This window comes from Bradyrhizobium sp. CCBAU 53338, assembly GCF_015291665.1.
In the GTDB taxonomy this organism is placed as follows: domain Bacteria; phylum Pseudomonadota; class Alphaproteobacteria; order Rhizobiales; family Xanthobacteraceae; genus Bradyrhizobium.
In genome coordinates, this window is the sequence record NZ_CP030049.1 from 830,231 (window position 1) to 845,052 (window position 14,822).

The following is a 14,822-nucleotide window of genomic DNA, read 5'->3' on the forward strand; positions in this document are numbered from 1 at the left end:
CGACGACAACGTCCTGTACAACGCGGGTACGGGCGCTTCGGTTCGGCTGTCGGGCCAGGACGCGCGCGAGCTTGCGCAGCTGCTTTGCGGTCCTCCGCGGAGGGTCGCCGCCAAGACGATCCCGCGTACGCTCCTCGCCACACTACGGCGAGGGGGCTTTCTCGTCGACCACGAATTCGACGAGCTAGACATGATCCGCGAGCGCTATTGGCATGCGCGTGGACGGACGCCTATGGTCATCACCCTCACGACGACGCAGGACTGCAACCTGGGTTGCTACTACTGCTACGAAGAGAGATCCCGCGATGCTCTCGCAGAAGGCGATGTTCCGGCGATAGTCGATTGGACCCGACAGCGCCTTGTCGCGTCGGGTAAGGACAGCCTTCACGTCGACTGGTACGGCGGAGAGCCGCTCCTCAACGTCGATTTCATCGATGCAGCGTCCGCTGCGCTTCAATCGTTATGCAAGGAGATCGGGGTAAGTTACTCCGCTTCCGTAATTTCGAACGGGACATGCTGGCCGGACGACATCGCCGGCTTCGTGAGGCGACACCGCCTCCGGCAGGTGCAGATTTCCTTTGACGGCCTCAAACCGAACCACGACAAGAGACGCCGATATAGAAGGGGCAGGGCGCCCGATCCGTCTGTCTCCTCGTTCGATCAGGCGACCGCGGTGGTCGACGGATTGCTCGAGGTGGTACGCGTCGACGTAAGGTTCAATGCCGATCACGGAAACCAATGCGATTTGGACGGCTTCATCGCCTTCTGCAAGGACCGCGGCTGGTTCGACAGAGCGTTTCCGTGCGTTTTTCAACTCGCACGGATATCCGACTTTTCCGAGCGCGCCGGATTTCTTAGCCGCACGAAGCTTTCTGAGGAAGAGTTTGAGAGACTTCGCGAACGGTCCCGGCAGATGGTCCCCGACGAAGCAACTCTCGACGAAACCACAACCCGCTCGCTCTATCCTTTGCCAAGGACCTCCGTTTGTGCAGCGCTGGCCAACGATTCGATCGTGATCGGAGCGGACGGCAATCACTATCGGTGCGGGCTTCAAGTGGGCGAGAAGGACCGCCCCGTCGCCATCCGCCGTGCCGGAGGCGACATGGTGCCCGGCCGCGATGCGGCCTGGTGGACCGGCTTCGACCCAACGCGGCAGCCCAATTGCAGCCGCTGCTCGTTCCTTCCGGTCTGTTGGGGCGGCTGTCCGAAGAAGCACTTGGAAGGCGACTCGCATTCCTTGCACGAGCAGAGCTTGTACTGGCGCAAAGCTTTGCCGCAGAAGATCGCCTGGCAATTCGGAGTGGCCCTCCAGGAAAGCGAATTCACATTCGCCGAGTCCGACCAGTTTAGGCCGGCTTCTCTCGACCCTTGATGTCCACCTGGTTCGGTACCGACAGCTGGACCTCGAATGGATGTCGAGTCCAAAGCTTTGGCAGAGACAAATGGTCCCTCCCGCAACTGCATCGCGTCGACAGCCGCAGAGCAGAAGTGCGCCTGCGACCGCAGTCCAGACATCGACAAACTAATGCAAACAATATTGCATAAGCGAAGATCAGAGGCGCGCAGAATGCCAGCACGCCGATAGCGAACTGAAGGCTCGATAGGCTTGCGATGGTGAACGCTCCGACCACCAGAATGGCGGCAACCGCGTCACCTATAGCGCTCCATTTGCCCGGCCTTGTTTCGCCGGTTGCGGCGATGCGGACGCCGTTCAGGAAGGCGAGCAGGCCGAGGATGGCGGCCGTCATGAGCGCGATGCGAGCACCCCCGATCAGCGTTCCGCTCCAAATCCGATCGGCGATCTGGTCGAGCGAAAATTCATGACGCCAGCCGTATAGGACTTCCAGCACGATGCGCGGGATCTGTGTGGCTAGACCCGCGACCAGAGCGTAGATCGGAACGAACAGGGCGTACCGACGTGGGTCCAAAAGCAGACCCAAACCCAACCTTGCAAGATCAGCGCGCAGAACGGCATACAGGAAGAGGCCGGAGGCGACAGTCAGGCCGAAATTCCAAGCCTCTCTCGCCACGCCGAAAAAGTCGCGCCAGCCCGCCGTCAGCAACAATGTCAACGGCTGCAAGCCCGACATGACCAACGGATACAGGATCACCGAAATCAGGATCAGGTCACGATTTCTGATCACGCGGGTTCGTGCGGCCGGATCAGGATGCAGATTGAAGAAATCTTTGAAGGCGTCGAACGGCCGGAACGCCGGCGGCTGCTGGGCGGCGAAGACGTCGGCCAAGGCGTCCGTTCCGGCAAGTTGGGAGCCGCGGAAATCGTGGATGTGCTCGCGGCGAACGACGAAGAAGTATGAATAGACGAAAACGATCGCGCTCGAGAGGATCAGAACCGCGAACTGGGAGGACAGGCCGGCAAAGATAGCGCCATCGAAGACCGGAATGAAGCCTCCGAAAGGGGGATGGCTGCCGATGCCTCTGCGATCGATGAAACCGAGCACCAGGCAGAATATCGCGACCGCCCAGCCGAGCGTTCGAAAATGCAGGAGGATGCCGCGTCTTGCCCAAATTTCAAGCCAGGTTTCGCCAAGTTCGAGGTGCGATACTTCATGCCCAATCATGGCTTCGAAGGCACGTGGTTGATCGCGTTGTCTAGCACGCTGATTGAGACCGACGACGACCGCATCGCCGGACGGCGTCACGCGTTCTCTGGCTTCCAACGCGTCACCGTTCTTCGGAGTGTACAGGAGGCGAGGCTGCGAACGCAGGGTCGAACGTGCCGCGATCTGCTCCAGCGTTGATCGGATGGGATCGAAGGACGGGTTCACGGCAAGTCGTTCTAGTTTCGACGCGGCATTCGTTCCGTTTCGCCATCGGTACAGCGATGCAGCTGCGATGACGATCGCGCCAAGCACGGTCAGGCCGATCATCGAAAGCACGACGTTCTGATGGATGACGTCGCCCATGTACCGTATCGGGTAGCCCTCCCATAATTTTGCGAGAAAAAGATACTGCAGACAAACCGAGATGATGATCGCCGCCGCGGCGGGGCCGTCGGAAATGCCGAGGCGGCGCAGCAAACTCCTGGGATGGGTCCCCTTCATTTCTTCGGGCCAACCTTGGCAAACAGCTTGGCGAAACCGGCCTCGAGTTTAGCCTTCTCGGCCGCGGAGAAGCGGCTCTTATTGATCGCCGACGACACTTCCTTGCGAAGCTTCTCCACGTCGTCCTTCCTGGCACGACGATCCAGCACCCGATCGAGCAGGGACCCTATGGCCGTCTTTACTCTGTCCTTCACGACGTCCTTGGCGACGTCCCCGAAGAACGCCAGAAGAAACGGAGCGACCATGGCGGCGAAAGTCGCGACTTCGGCCCCGCCGATGAAGCGGCCCTCATCCTGTGCGTCCGCGCGATGCCATTCTTCCACCAGCGCATCGAAGCCGTCTTCCACGACGAACGTGTCGTCAGGCTCGACCTCGGCGACGATAGCAAGGGCCCATTTCTTGAGGTTTTCACTATTCACTTCCGTCATGATCTCTCTCCAAGGAAAGGCAGTGCAGGTGCCGCCATCGACATGGTCCGTCAGCAATTGTTGCCGGAATGCTGCGGCGCGGCAATGCACAGCCGAGCAATAGGTCTGTCGGCCAGAGGATCGTTGAGAACAAGGCCGGGTGGGCGGCCCCATTCGACCTGCTGAAGGAAGGGCAGGTTCACCTCCGCCTTGGAGTTGCAGGCTTTGAGGGGAGCCACTAAGGCCGAGTTCGAGTGGCTCCAGCCGGCGAAGTCGACCGAAAAGCAATATTCTCGTGGCATCTGCTCCGTACTGTCGTCGATTGTAGCCAAAAGAGTATTTATCGACCGGCTTCCCTGCGGAGTGATCAGCTTCCCACCGACCATCAGCCTGTATTTGATTCCAACGAGGATATCCGCGATGTCCGAATGTACGGTTTGTCCACTCCATTCGATGACCGTGCGTACCCGGTTCTTACCGCGATAATTCCGGTTGCTCGCGACGTCGTGGAGATCGTCGGCACTGAAAGTCACGCTCCGGACGTCCGCCAATACCGCCTTCTTGCTCGTTCTCGCATTCGTGTCGACGTTCTCTAGGAAAACGCTGACGCTTTCGGTCAGCCCCTTCGCATCCCATTCGACCTTCACCAGATCGAGAACGGTCAGCGCGAGGTCGGCGTTCGCACGTGCGGCAACGGGCGGTCTGGCCACGATTGACAGGGGCTCAGGCCTTGCGATGAGCCAAATGCCGAGGCCGACGAGTGCGGCGCAGACTAGAAGCACTATCAAGGTCAAGACGTTATGGAGAATGACGATGAGGCGGATCAGTTTCACGTCCTGATCGTTCACCACACTGCGGACGGCCGTGTCCCGTTCGATCAATTGACCGATGCGCGTCGGCGTGAGCGATGCGTAATCCTTGATGTCGACATTTGGAGCGGCGCGCAGCTTATCGACGACGCCCTTCATGAGGTCACCGCCGATGCGGTACTGGCCGGCCCAGAGATAGACGAAGAAGCCCACGATGCCGAGAACGGCTGGCAATCCCTTCAGAAAAACGAATGCATCCACGTCGATTGTCTCCGCACGGTAGAATTTTGCTCAATTTTCGCTTGCAGGACAAGTCCGGCGCAATCTAAGTGAATCCATGGTCGCGCGGGAGGAAAGGCTGCGACATTCGTGCATGGTATTAGATTTTAACGGAGATTTGTGAGGGGCGTGGGGACAGATGAGCGTTCACAAGATTCGCTATGTAGTCCGGCCGCCCAGCGCCTGCCCAAAGGAGTTGCTTTCCGGCATAAGTCCCGGCGGCCAATGCGAGGTGGATACCGATTTCGTGGCCGCATGTGCCATCGGAGAGCTCCTTCAGACCGGTGGCGGATCGAGCAGGCCATTGGCCCTGCTGTTCGAAGAGCTCCTCGTCCCCGGCGGAGACGGACTCATTTGGAAGGGCAAGGGGCCTGGCCGCGGCAAGGAGATGCGGCGCGCGTTTTCGGGGTTGTTCGGGCGATTTTTCGCCCGGGCTTACCTCGCCCGATACCACGGTTTCGATTGGTTCACACCGATCGACGGAGATCCAACGAACGTCTCGAAGCGTCTGCGTGTCACCAGACTAGCCGGAAAGGGGACCGAGCTTCCGGATTGGATCTGCGGCTCCGGATCGGGTCGAGTTGCGGTCGCCGAGGCAAAGGGTACCAGTCAGGCATCGAACGGCACCGGCACCGGGTTGCCTGGTCCTATAAAAACTGCCGACGGCCAACTCAAGGGAGTCGTGGTCGAGAGATTGCGGAACGTGGCCGGGAAGGAATAGCTGGACCGCGGTTCGCGCAAAGGGCTGGGCGGTCATGTCGCGTTGGGGGGTCGAAATCCCACCACGAGGTGCTTTCCTCTACGTGCTGGATCCGGACACGCACGGCGAACCCCCGTCGGCCCACGAACGGGACGATATAGTTCAGGACATTGCCCGGGCTCATGTCGGCTACCTTCTGGCCGGCATGGGGTTCAGCGAGATGGCATCGCAGCTCTTGGCGGAGCACGTTGCCGGCGGCAACAGGCCTCTGGAGGGAGCGTTCCTCGGGTCTGACGGTGAGGACTCCGCCACCTATCTAGGCGTACCCGTTGGGCCGCTTGGCGTGCTGCCGTTTCCCCTCGGTCAAGCTCAGACCCTCGCCCAAGCGATGCCGAACTCGATCCGGTTCGTAGGGGTCGATGCGGATGTCATCCGGAGAGCTCTCGCAGGCCAACGCCTCGACGCGAGGGCGCGCCGCAGCGACGGACCGGTTCAGATCGGCGGAGACGGTCTGCTCTATGCTCCGATAGATCGCGTTGCGCCGCGTTCCTTGGCGATCTGACGGAAGGACGATCCCTCTCGTTCGATAGATAGGGCAGGTTCCGACACTTGGAGCTCGAAGACAACCGAGGACTGAAATGCCCCAGCCAGAATGGGAGCGATACAAGATTGCCGACAAGTACGCCGAACTCACTACCGTGCGGCATATCGTGCACCTGCCTGTCGCCCGCCGGATCATCGAGGACGGACGGATAAAGTCCGGGCTTGTCTTCGACAAGAGCCGGCTCAACAAATCACGCATCAGCGTCACCTGGCTGTCGGCCAATAATTGGTCGCTGGGGTCACTCTATGGGACCGTCGAATTTCAGTTCGATTGGGAGAAACTCGTCAAACACAAGAAGATCTACTGGGTCGAGGCGATGCCGAACTACCACCCGCCGGCCTTCCGTTTTCTCATGGCGTTCGAGGATATCGCTTCGCCGTTGGTGACGAAGTACGATCCGGAGAAGGATGACGGCCCATTGAGGCGTGTCGACGGGAAGTGGCGGTGGCATCCGGATTTCTGTTCAGAGTTTATGGTTGCGGATGATTTTCCGTTGTCGGACATCTCGGGATTGGACTTCGTCCGGCATCACCAGAATTACTGTCGAACCAAGCCGGATTGCTTCGAGAAAATCGCAGACCCCTCGCCTCAGACGACGTCAGGCAAGCTTTTGTCCTACGTTCTGGCGCATGGAGTCCACGCCTTGGACAAACACATGCAACCGGATGGCAGCGGAAGGAATCGGCTCCTCGACATGGCCAGCGCCTGGTTGTCGATCGGTTTCAATCAGGTGGAATATGCTGGATCGGTCGCCTCGAACGAGGATTGCGATTCCGTCATGAAGGGCGCATTGGCGCTCTTCGCAGTCGATAAAATGGATGACGGCAAGAGGCTTTTGAAGCTGATCGCAGGAAGCGCGCAATCTGTTTCCGCACTCACTAGGCTGATCCGAATTCATTTCGGCTCGCCTACCTGGGACTTCGGCTTGTGATTTGCGGGAGATCAGCGCTTGCGCCGGCTCAACCGATCTTGCCCATGGCGACGAGGTGCCCGTCGGAGCCGATCTCACAGTACGTCGCGGCTGTACCGACTATGATGAATACCAAAGGGTCGGACTTGTGCCTTCGCAACTGCTTGCGCCACGACCGCCGGTCGACCCAGGACGGCGTTGGATGCCGCTCGGGATGGGTGTGCCACTCGCCCACGAAGTTCACGGCCCCTCCACTTTCGAACCACTCTCTGCTCGCGATTTCCTGATGGCCCTTGTCCTGCCGCACGAATCCGAAGCGGGTGCGGCGGTCTTCCGGCATCGGAGTCGTGCACTTCAATACTTCGACGTGCGGGCCTCGGTAGCGTCCCAAAAGTATGCCGCCGGCCTCGCGATCCGACTCCGGCGGAGCCGCGAAGCGCGCGAGCTCTTGCGCGACGGCGTCGGCGAGGGTCACCAGACGGCCCTTCGCGAGAAAGATCATGCGCTTCCGCCGCAGGCGGGACACTTGACGACCCGCTTGGGATTGCCGTCCTTCACCTCGTTGGCGGTCCGATGATCCATCGTGAGAGACCGCCAGCGATGACGCTCGCCGTTGTTCGCCCAATCGAGAACCATGTCGCACGCGAGGCCGGCCGCGCTAGCCGCCCGCGACACGGGGAAGGGGATGTAGTGGGCGTCTCCGCACGCGAGATTCCGGGCGGTCTCGATTTCCACTCCCTCGCGTAGCAGCCGGAATCTCTTCTCGCCTGCGAGCTCAACCTTCAGACACTTGAAGCAGGCGAGATCGGGATCGTGCGACATGAAGCCGACGGCGGCGGCACCGTTTCCTTCGAGCCAAGTATAGAGGATCGGCGGGAAGTCAGGACGCTTTCTTACGGCGTAGTCGTTCAGCGCGATCGACAGCGCTTCTTCGCCTGTGGCATCGATGCACAGGTCGTACCGCTGCAGGATTGCCAGCTGCTTCATGATCGAATCGCAGCTGAACCCGATGTCCAGGTGCGGCAGCTGCTGGCCCAGAAAATCGGCGCAGGCTTCGGCCTTGTTCCACGTGAGATACGGCGCGCCGAGGAGGTGCCGGCCGAGATTCGCGCCCTGGAGTTCGTCGTCGTCGACGAGCATCAATCTTCCGCCGCCGGCGCCGGCACCGCTTTGAGCCAGGTGCTGCGCAAGAAATCCGCCGACCGTTCCGCATCCGATCAGCAGGATGCGCTTTCCTGCGAGGTTCTTCATGTGACCGAGATTCCTCGAAAAGACATAGCCTTCATCGGCGGGGACTCCCACATAGCCCGAAATTTCGACAGCGGCCGGTATCCGATCGAGCGTTCGCGCGATGCTGGCTCGCCTGTTCTTCAGGAATTCCGGCGTCCGATAGGGTTTGGCGATCTCCGCCGATACGAAGAACCTTCCGTTCGGCGCGGACAGGCAGATCCATTGGATGTGGAGATCTTTCGTCCTGGCGAACGCCGCTTCGATCGATCCGAGCGCATTGGGGGCCATTTTCTTCAGCCAGCCGTTGAGCTGCGCCAGATCCTTGGGCGGCCACGGCAGCTTCGGATCGAACGAAAGCGGCGGCACCAGAATTATCGGGCAAAGGATACCTGGACCAGGATCCTTCACGGTGTTCCTCCGGTGCAGCTTCGCGAAACTTGTTTTGTCGTGGGAGACGACGATGGTTTTGTGCTCCGGATCGCGGTCCAGCCTGAGGATGTGGACCTTCGCGTCGCCTTCGAAAGAAGGGGGCAGATCGACCAAGACCTCGCCGTCCGACCAGTAGCCGCCGAACTCCTCGGCGAGGTCGTCGACCAGGCGGCCCCTTACGGCGTCACGCAGCACCTGGTCCGCACGCTCGAGGCACTGGATGATGGTCTCGGCGGGCTTGTAGCGGTCGAGCACGACGCTCTTGCGGTCGAGATAGCAGAACGTGCCGTCCGAGCGGAGCACATGCGGGACCTGCCCCTTCGATCCCGCTTCCGGGTCGGTCAGGCAAATGACCGGAGGCCTGATGAAGTCGAGGTCGTCGACGGATACGACCGCCGGGACCTTGAGTCCGGTCTCGTCGAGAAGGCCGATGTAGTGAAGGCCACGACGCGAAAAGTCGCGCCGGAAGTTGCGCTGACTGAAGGCGTCGTGAATGCGCCGGACAGAATCGTCGTCCCGCTCAGGCACTGGTCGATTTGCCGACCGTGGGGGCGGCGGCGATCCTCGGAGCATGCGAGCGTATCTCGGCATGCGCGGCCTTGGTGACGTCGACGAGATCGATCTGATCCGGAATGCGGTCACCGAACAATGCGGTCAGCCTTTCAATGGCTTCTTCGGGATCGAAGCACTTCTCGACGATCTCTGTGAGCTCCGCATCGAACTTCTTGGCCATGTCGATCGCGATACGGCGGCTGGCCGCACTCAGTCTGCCGTCGACGCGCTCGTCGCGGTCGGTGGGATTGTAGACCGGGCCTTCCAGCAGGCGCGGAAGACGTTCGGCGATCCGCAGCAGCGCCAGGTCGTCACGGCCGGGAACGTTCGGACGGCCGAGGTCCTCGCACGCTTCGAAGGCGCACACCATCAGAAGGATCGACGATACGTCGTCGAGATGGGGGCGGTGGTGGTCGCGCCAGGCCTTCAGGTACCGGCAGACGCGGCGAAGCACCGGACCATAGATCTTGATGGCCTCGACGAACCAGTCCCGGATCTTGCGCGGATCCGACGAGATCCAGTCGTGCTCGCGATGGGCGAGCAGGACGCAGTCCGACGGCAGCGCGTCCCAACGATCATCGCTGTCGACGCGCGCATCGCGGGCCATAGCGTCGAACGACTTCATCTGCTTCTCGAGCTTCTCGAATTCCGCATCTGGAATCGCGTACAGCGGCACGTCGATGTGCGAGTTCGACGAGATCACCAGCCGCGAGCAGGTCGGCTTCTTCCCGAACTGCCAGCCTTCTTCCTTCGCGAGCTTCTCGAGCGCGGCGTCAACCACCTTGAAGAAGGCGGTAGCGGCGACGGAAGGCCGCTGTACGCCCTGGATAAACGTCATCGGGAGGTAGGCGCCGTCGTCGAGGTCCATCTGCTGCGGCGGGGTCCAGCACGGATCGTTGATGGTCCGATATGCGAAGCTGCCCTGCGTGAAAAACCGGGGATGGACTGTCACGCCGAGCTCCTGCTTGGTCAAAGCCGCGAACGTCTTGCGCAGGCAATCTCGAACCTTCTCGCGCGCTTCCATGAGGCACGCGCGGTCGGTATCGGCGATGTTCAGGTTCTTCAGGAAACACGCCGCGTCGCCAGACGCGTGCAGCACTTTCGAGACGTTGGCCATGGCCGATCTCCATCTGGAAAAGCGAGGGAGATCTAGACGGTGGACAATGCCCTCCAGTCGCACAACCGCGCGAATCAGACTCTATCTTGAGAGTCCACTAGATTGTAGAACAGAAAATGAACATTTCATACGGGATTCCCGAGCCTCGGTGGATCTCCGATGCCACAGCGTGCTCCGAAACTAGAGATTGCAATGACTTTTCAGATACTTGCTCTCAGCGGCGGTGGCTTTCGAGGCCTGTTCACAAGTTCGGTCCTGGCGCGCCTGGAGGAGCAGGCAAAGCGCCCCCTTCACGAATGCTTTGACCTGATCTCGGGGACATCGGCAGGCGGCATTATCGCCCTCGGTCTGGCGATGGGAAAGAAGGCCGAGACGATTCAGGAGATGTTTCTCAAGCACGGGGAAGAGATATTCCCCCGCGGGGAGACGCCGAAAAGCCGGCTGGCGCAAATGCAGGCCCGGTGGTTCGAGTGGCGACATCCCAAGTACGACGGTACGGTGCTCCGGAGCAAGATCGAGGGCGTGCTCGGCGCCGACGCCAAGCTCGGCGACGCGAAGACGCGCGTGCTTGTTCCGACGGTCAACATGACCAAGGGAAGCGTCCAGATGTTCAAGACCGCGCATAATCCGAGGTTCATGACCGATTACAAGGTGAAGGCCGCGGACATCGCCATGGCGACGGCGGCCGCGCCGCTGTACTTCCCGATGGCCGAGATCGGGAACAGCTATTTCATTGACGGCGGCGTGGTCGCGAACGCACCTGACCTTTGTGCGCTGCACGAAGCTGTCCAGTTCCTGGATCAAAAGATCGAGGACGTATCGGTGATGAGCATTGGCACGACCACCAGCAAATTCTCGCTGCCGACGTCGGCGGGACGCAATTTCGGCCAAAGGGACTGGCTCGAGAACAACCGGCTTCCATCGACCATCATTTCCTCGCAGCAACAGCTGGTCGATTTCATGCTCAAGCATCAGCTCGGCGATCGCTACATCAGGTTCGACGAGCAGCCCTCCGCCGAGCAGATTTCCGATCTCGGGATGGACCTCGCGACCGAGAGCCGGCGGAAGACCCTGCTAGGGATGGCGGACGGTTGCTATCAAGCGCTGTGCAACGATAGGCGCGTCATCGATATGTTGGCACATCGGCCTACCAAGCCGACGTTCTATCACGTGTGAACTACGCAAGAGGGATCCAACGCGTAACATCGGCAGATTGCCTGAAGGCCGCGAGCAGGTTGAGATGCGAGCTACTCGTGGGGCCGGAAAGCTAGTGCGGGATCATCGAGGTTAAAGTTTCGGTCAATGTGTCGCAATCGAGATTTGCCAAATGGAACGTTGAAGTGAAACAACACGACTATTCGTTGCACGGTGGACTGAACCGAGCCAAGGTCGGACGCTACCTAACGTTGATCGCCGCGTCGGTATCGGCTGCGATCGTTTTCACGCTGCTTTCCGTGGTCGACGTGGCGAACCGCTTCGGGCTCAATGTCAACCTGCCACCATCGGTCCTTTCCCTCGTCGGTGCGGGCATGGTCTTTGCGGCGCTCTATTGGACGCTCGATCGGTACGCGTGGCGATGGCCCTTTCTGAATGCGGCGCTGAAGGTCCCGGATCTCGCTGGGAGCTGGTCCTGCGAAGGACGAAGCCTCAAGCCCGACGGGAGCCTCGGCTACGCATGGAGGGCGACCCTCACGATCTTTCAGACCTGGGACAAGATCCGAGTGAGGCTGAAGACGGATCAATCGGGCTCCGACAGCATTGGGCAGCCCTGATCTGCGACGACGCAGAGGGATATAGGCTTCTGTACAACTATCGGAACGACCCGGCTATCGGAGAGGTGGACTTAAGAAGCCATCTCGGTTCCTGCATGCTTATTTTCTCGAAAGATCTGGAATCAGCAGAGGGCGAGTATTTCAACGGTCACGGCCGCTTCACATTTGGCACGATTAGTTTGAAGAGGGACCATGGTAAGGGACATCAATAGTCGACTGAACAAACTGCGCCTGCGTCGCAGGGGCGTCGACCGTCTTGGAAAACTCAACGAGGCTTCCCGCAAGGAAGTGTTGTCGAAGAGCTTGGCTGCGGAAAGCTGGCAGAATAGGGCTCCGTCGCATGCTTACACGCGATATGCGCTTGGCGCGATGCAGGAGGTGGGACCTGAGTACACCAGAATCAGTGTCGAAACGGCCGAGCGCGTGGGCAACCAAATCCAGAAATCCATCGATTCGGTCGAATTTCGGCTTCAGGGGTCGGTGCCCCTCAACGTCCATATCCGGGGAGTCAGCGACGTCGATCTGCTCGTGCTGGAGACCGGTTTCCTCATATTCCACTCGTCGGGGCCCGCGGCAGGCACCTATGTTCCCACGGCGCGCAACTCGCTTGGAGTGCTAGGCGAACTACGTTCCTCGATCGAGAAGATCCTGCCATTGAACTTTCCAGCCGCCGACGTCGATACGTCCGGTGGGAAGGCGGTCGCCGTTTCTGGAGGGTCTCTGGCGCGACCGGTGGATGTTGTTCCGTCCCACTGGTACGATACCGTCGTCTACCAGCAGTCTAGACAGATTCACGACCGAGGAGTTGTTATTCTCGATCGCAAAGTGCCGAAGACAATCGAGAACTTCCCATTCAAACACATAAAGCTGATCGAAGATCGTTGCAGTTCGTGTCTCGGCGGCCTGAGGAAGGCCATACGGCTCTGCAAGAACGTCAAGGCTGATGCGGTCGAGGAGGGTACCAAGATCAATTTCCCCAGCTTCGACATAGCCGCTACCATGTATCACGCGGATCAGACGGCCTTGAAAATCGGATATCTCTACGAGTTACGGGTCCTCGCGGAGGTGCAGCGACATTTGGATTACCTGTATCACAACCCTGAAGAAGCAAAGAAGTTGCGCGTCCCGGACAGCTCCCGGTTCATTTTCGACACACAGGAGAAGTACGAAGGCATGAAGGCGCTCTCACATGAAATCGATGATCTCGTGAAGAACGTCGCCAAGGAGCAGAAGCCGCAACTGACGTTCGATCTGGGCATACCCTGGGGGGTGGCGCGAGGCGCCATCGAGTCGATCGAGATACCGAGTTAAGTCGTCGGGCCGCTAAAGCCTATTGACGCTGCCGCGTTCGAATCTCCACGTCGTGCCCTTGGAGACCAGGTAGAGAGCCAGGATCCCGGGAACGAGGGACATCGCCACGCAACTGTTGAACGCCGATCCTTTGTTGACAGGTGGGGGTATCTCTGAGGGGGGAGGGAAGAGGCGGTAGGACCACCCCGTGATGGTACAGCGCGAATGATGATCTACGGCAGCCATGATCGCTCCATCGTGAATCGCCTCGTTAAAAGCGATTGCTGCTCGCACGGTCTCCGCAAAATTCTGGTCGAGGAATTGGCCCACCTCGGGGGAAGGATCGCGCGGCATTGGCTCGGCGAAACGTGGTAGGTTATTCTGATGGTAGAGACAGCAAATCAGCGGATCGAAAGCTGCTGGACGTCCAGCCAGAATCCTGAAGATTTCGTCTATTCCAGTCATCGCGGCTTCGGTCTTCGACATGATCAACTTTCTTCAGACCCGGCTTCTATTTACGATAGTCGTCTGTCTGGCGATAGCGATATTCGCAGGGTTGAAGTTTGCCGATGTATTCACCGGCAACACCTACGAAGACGTCTGGATATTCTCCAGGTATGTCTTTGGCATACCTGCTGCTCTTGCTGTCGTCATCTACGGGGCATGGCGTGCTATCCCGATACTTCAGCGTATGACATTCCCCTATTTGGGTGGCCGGTGGACCGGTGTGCTGCGCTATGGTCCACCCGACAGGCAGGAGCTCAGGGATGCCACGCTGACGATCCGACATCACTTGAGCGGGATGTCTCTTGTCCTCGAAACCAGGGAATCGACCTCGACTACGCTGGCGGTTGTAGCCACACGCGATCCTACCGGCACGCAATACCATGTGTACTACGTCTTCGAGAATCGACGGAAGGCTGAGTACACTAAGCCTGGGCTTCCTACGATTTATCGAGGCGTGGCTATAATGAGTGTTGGGATGTCGGGGACGAAGACTTTAAGCGGTGAATATTTTACGGACCAGCCGACAAATGGCATCGCCGAGTTCAAACTGGAGAGGCACGCCTGGTTTTAGGCGACGATGCCGCGCCCGATCTTGCGATCGGCGGGTGTGGGCGCATCCATGACCGGGCTGTACCGCTAAAGGCCTCGCAATCGATTGGGCGCAGTTGTCGACGCAACGGCATAAGCTCTATCGGGCGGCGCTTGACGGGGTCATCGGCGGAAAGCGGATACGCTTGGCCTCGGCGTTTGTTGCCACAATGAAATTTCTGAATCTTAGGCCCTGATCGGTTCATTTATTTAATTGGACGGTCGATTCGGTAATTGCGATTCTGGCGCATGTCCGAACTCACCGTGCAATATCTCGTGCTCGAGCGTCGCGATCCGGCCCGTAACATGGCGCGGTTCTATGTGCTCACGATCGAGCCGACGCTGTTTGGCGATACGGCATTGGTGCGTGAATGGGGGCGCCTCGGTGGGCGCGGTCGACGGCGGCTCGATTTGTTCGATGGTCACGCGCAGGCCGTCGAGGCCCTTGAGTGTTGGCTCAGGCGAAAAACCAGTCGTGGTTACGTCCAGCGGCACTCGTCAAGCTGTGACCCGGCGTGAGATGCTGGGCTGGACGAAAAGCCGAAATAAGTATATCAAAGTAA

Annotated in this window: 16 protein-coding genes; 9 read left to right on the forward strand and 7 right to left on the reverse strand. The window is 59.6% G+C overall.

The genetic code is table 11. From position 1 onward, the window contains the following. Window positions 1-190: 190 nt before the first annotated feature. Window positions 191-1,372, forward strand: a complete 1,182-nt coding sequence (locus tag XH90_RS38065; RefSeq protein ID WP_128929577.1) for a radical SAM/SPASM domain-containing protein — start codon at window positions 191-193, stop codon at window positions 1,370-1,372. Here XH90_RS38065 and XH90_RS38070 read toward each other — a convergent pair. Genes XH90_RS38070 through XH90_RS38080 form a run of 3 tightly spaced genes read right to left on the reverse strand, consistent with a single transcriptional unit; the run spans window position 1,347 to window position 4,542 of the window. Next, the gene (locus XH90_RS38070) at window positions 1,347-3,041 is read right to left on the reverse strand and encodes a hypothetical protein (protein ID WP_128929576.1); all 1,695 of its coding nucleotides are present in this window, start codon (window positions 3,039-3,041) and stop codon (window positions 1,347-1,349) included. The genes XH90_RS38065 and XH90_RS38070 overlap by 26 nt on opposite strands. 20 nt (window positions 3,042-3,061) lie before the next feature. Then, window positions 3,062-3,550, reverse strand: a complete 489-nt coding sequence (locus XH90_RS38075) for a hypothetical protein (RefSeq protein WP_128929575.1) — start codon at window positions 3,548-3,550, stop codon at window positions 3,062-3,064. Next, window positions 3,544-4,542 (reverse strand): hypothetical protein, encoded by a 999-nt coding sequence (locus XH90_RS38080; RefSeq protein WP_128929574.1) that lies wholly within the window; start codon window positions 4,540-4,542, stop codon window positions 3,544-3,546. The genes XH90_RS38075 and XH90_RS38080 overlap by 7 nt, the downstream gene beginning before the upstream one ends. 157 nt (window positions 4,543-4,699) lie before the next feature. On the opposite strand from XH90_RS38080, the gene XH90_RS38085 reads away from it, so the two are divergent. Both XH90_RS38085 and XH90_RS38090 read left to right on the forward strand, forming a co-directional pair. Further along, window positions 4,700-5,281, forward strand: a complete 582-nt coding sequence (locus tag XH90_RS38085; RefSeq protein WP_128929573.1) for a hypothetical protein — start codon at window positions 4,700-4,702, stop codon at window positions 5,279-5,281. A 617-nt stretch (window positions 5,282-5,898) separates the two neighbouring features. Beyond that, window positions 5,899-6,795, forward strand: coding sequence for a hypothetical protein (locus XH90_RS38090; RefSeq protein ID WP_128929572.1), 897 nt, complete (start codon window positions 5,899-5,901; stop codon window positions 6,793-6,795). A gap of 28 nt (window positions 6,796-6,823) precedes the next feature. Here XH90_RS38090 and XH90_RS38095 read toward each other — a convergent pair whose 3' ends face one another. From XH90_RS38095 to XH90_RS38105, 3 genes are read right to left on the reverse strand one after another with little or no spacing between them, the layout of a single operon-like run. Then, on the reverse strand, window positions 6,824-7,276 hold the full coding sequence (locus XH90_RS38095) for a Mov34/MPN/PAD-1 family protein (RefSeq protein ID WP_128929571.1): 453 nt from the start codon (window positions 7,274-7,276) through the stop codon (window positions 6,824-6,826). Further along, window positions 7,273-9,024, reverse strand: coding sequence for a ThiF family adenylyltransferase (locus XH90_RS38100; protein ID WP_128929570.1), 1,752 nt, complete (start codon window positions 9,022-9,024; stop codon window positions 7,273-7,275). The genes XH90_RS38095 and XH90_RS38100 overlap by 4 nt, the downstream gene beginning before the upstream one ends. Further along, on the reverse strand, window positions 8,954-10,102 hold the full coding sequence (locus tag XH90_RS38105) for a cyclic GMP-AMP synthase DncV-like nucleotidyltransferase (protein ID WP_128929569.1): 1,149 nt from the start codon (window positions 10,100-10,102) through the stop codon (window positions 8,954-8,956). Before XH90_RS38105 ends, XH90_RS38100 begins: the two co-directional genes overlap by 71 nt. 192 nt (window positions 10,103-10,294) lie before the next feature. Here XH90_RS38105 and XH90_RS38110 point away from each other — a divergent pair, with 192 nt between their 5' ends. From XH90_RS38110 to XH90_RS38120, 4 genes are all read left to right on the forward strand, one after another. After that, window positions 10,295-11,278, forward strand: coding sequence for a CBASS cGAMP-activated phospholipase (locus XH90_RS38110; RefSeq protein WP_164934236.1), 984 nt, complete (start codon window positions 10,295-10,297; stop codon window positions 11,276-11,278). A 230-nt stretch (window positions 11,279-11,508) separates the two neighbouring features. Further along, window positions 11,509-11,874, forward strand: coding sequence for a hypothetical protein (locus tag XH90_RS40075; protein ID WP_276575774.1), 366 nt, complete (start codon window positions 11,509-11,511; stop codon window positions 11,872-11,874). Beyond that, window positions 11,778-12,086, forward strand: a complete 309-nt coding sequence (locus XH90_RS40080) for a hypothetical protein (RefSeq protein WP_210214794.1) — start codon at window positions 11,778-11,780, stop codon at window positions 12,084-12,086. The genes XH90_RS40075 and XH90_RS40080 overlap by 97 nt, the downstream gene beginning before the upstream one ends. Further along, window positions 12,067-13,185: a hypothetical protein gene (locus XH90_RS38120; RefSeq protein ID WP_128929567.1), complete on the forward strand. Its 1,119-nt coding sequence runs from the start codon at window positions 12,067-12,069 to the stop codon at window positions 13,183-13,185. The genes XH90_RS40080 and XH90_RS38120 overlap by 20 nt, the downstream gene beginning before the upstream one ends. 12 nt (window positions 13,186-13,197) lie before the next feature. On the opposite strand, the gene XH90_RS38125 is transcribed toward XH90_RS38120, so the two are convergent. Further along, window positions 13,198-13,650, reverse strand: coding sequence for a hypothetical protein (locus tag XH90_RS38125; protein ID WP_128929566.1), 453 nt, complete (start codon window positions 13,648-13,650; stop codon window positions 13,198-13,200). Here XH90_RS38125 and XH90_RS38130 point away from each other — a divergent pair. After that, entirely contained in the window at window positions 13,649-14,242 is a 594-nt protein-coding gene (locus tag XH90_RS38130; RefSeq protein WP_128929565.1) for a hypothetical protein, read from the forward strand. The genes XH90_RS38125 and XH90_RS38130 overlap by 2 nt on opposite strands. Before the next feature lie 266 nt (window positions 14,243-14,508). Beyond that, window positions 14,509-14,778: a WGR domain-containing protein gene (locus tag XH90_RS38135; protein WP_128929564.1), complete on the forward strand. Its 270-nt coding sequence runs from the start codon at window positions 14,509-14,511 to the stop codon at window positions 14,776-14,778. Window positions 14,779-14,822 lie beyond the last annotated feature (44 nt).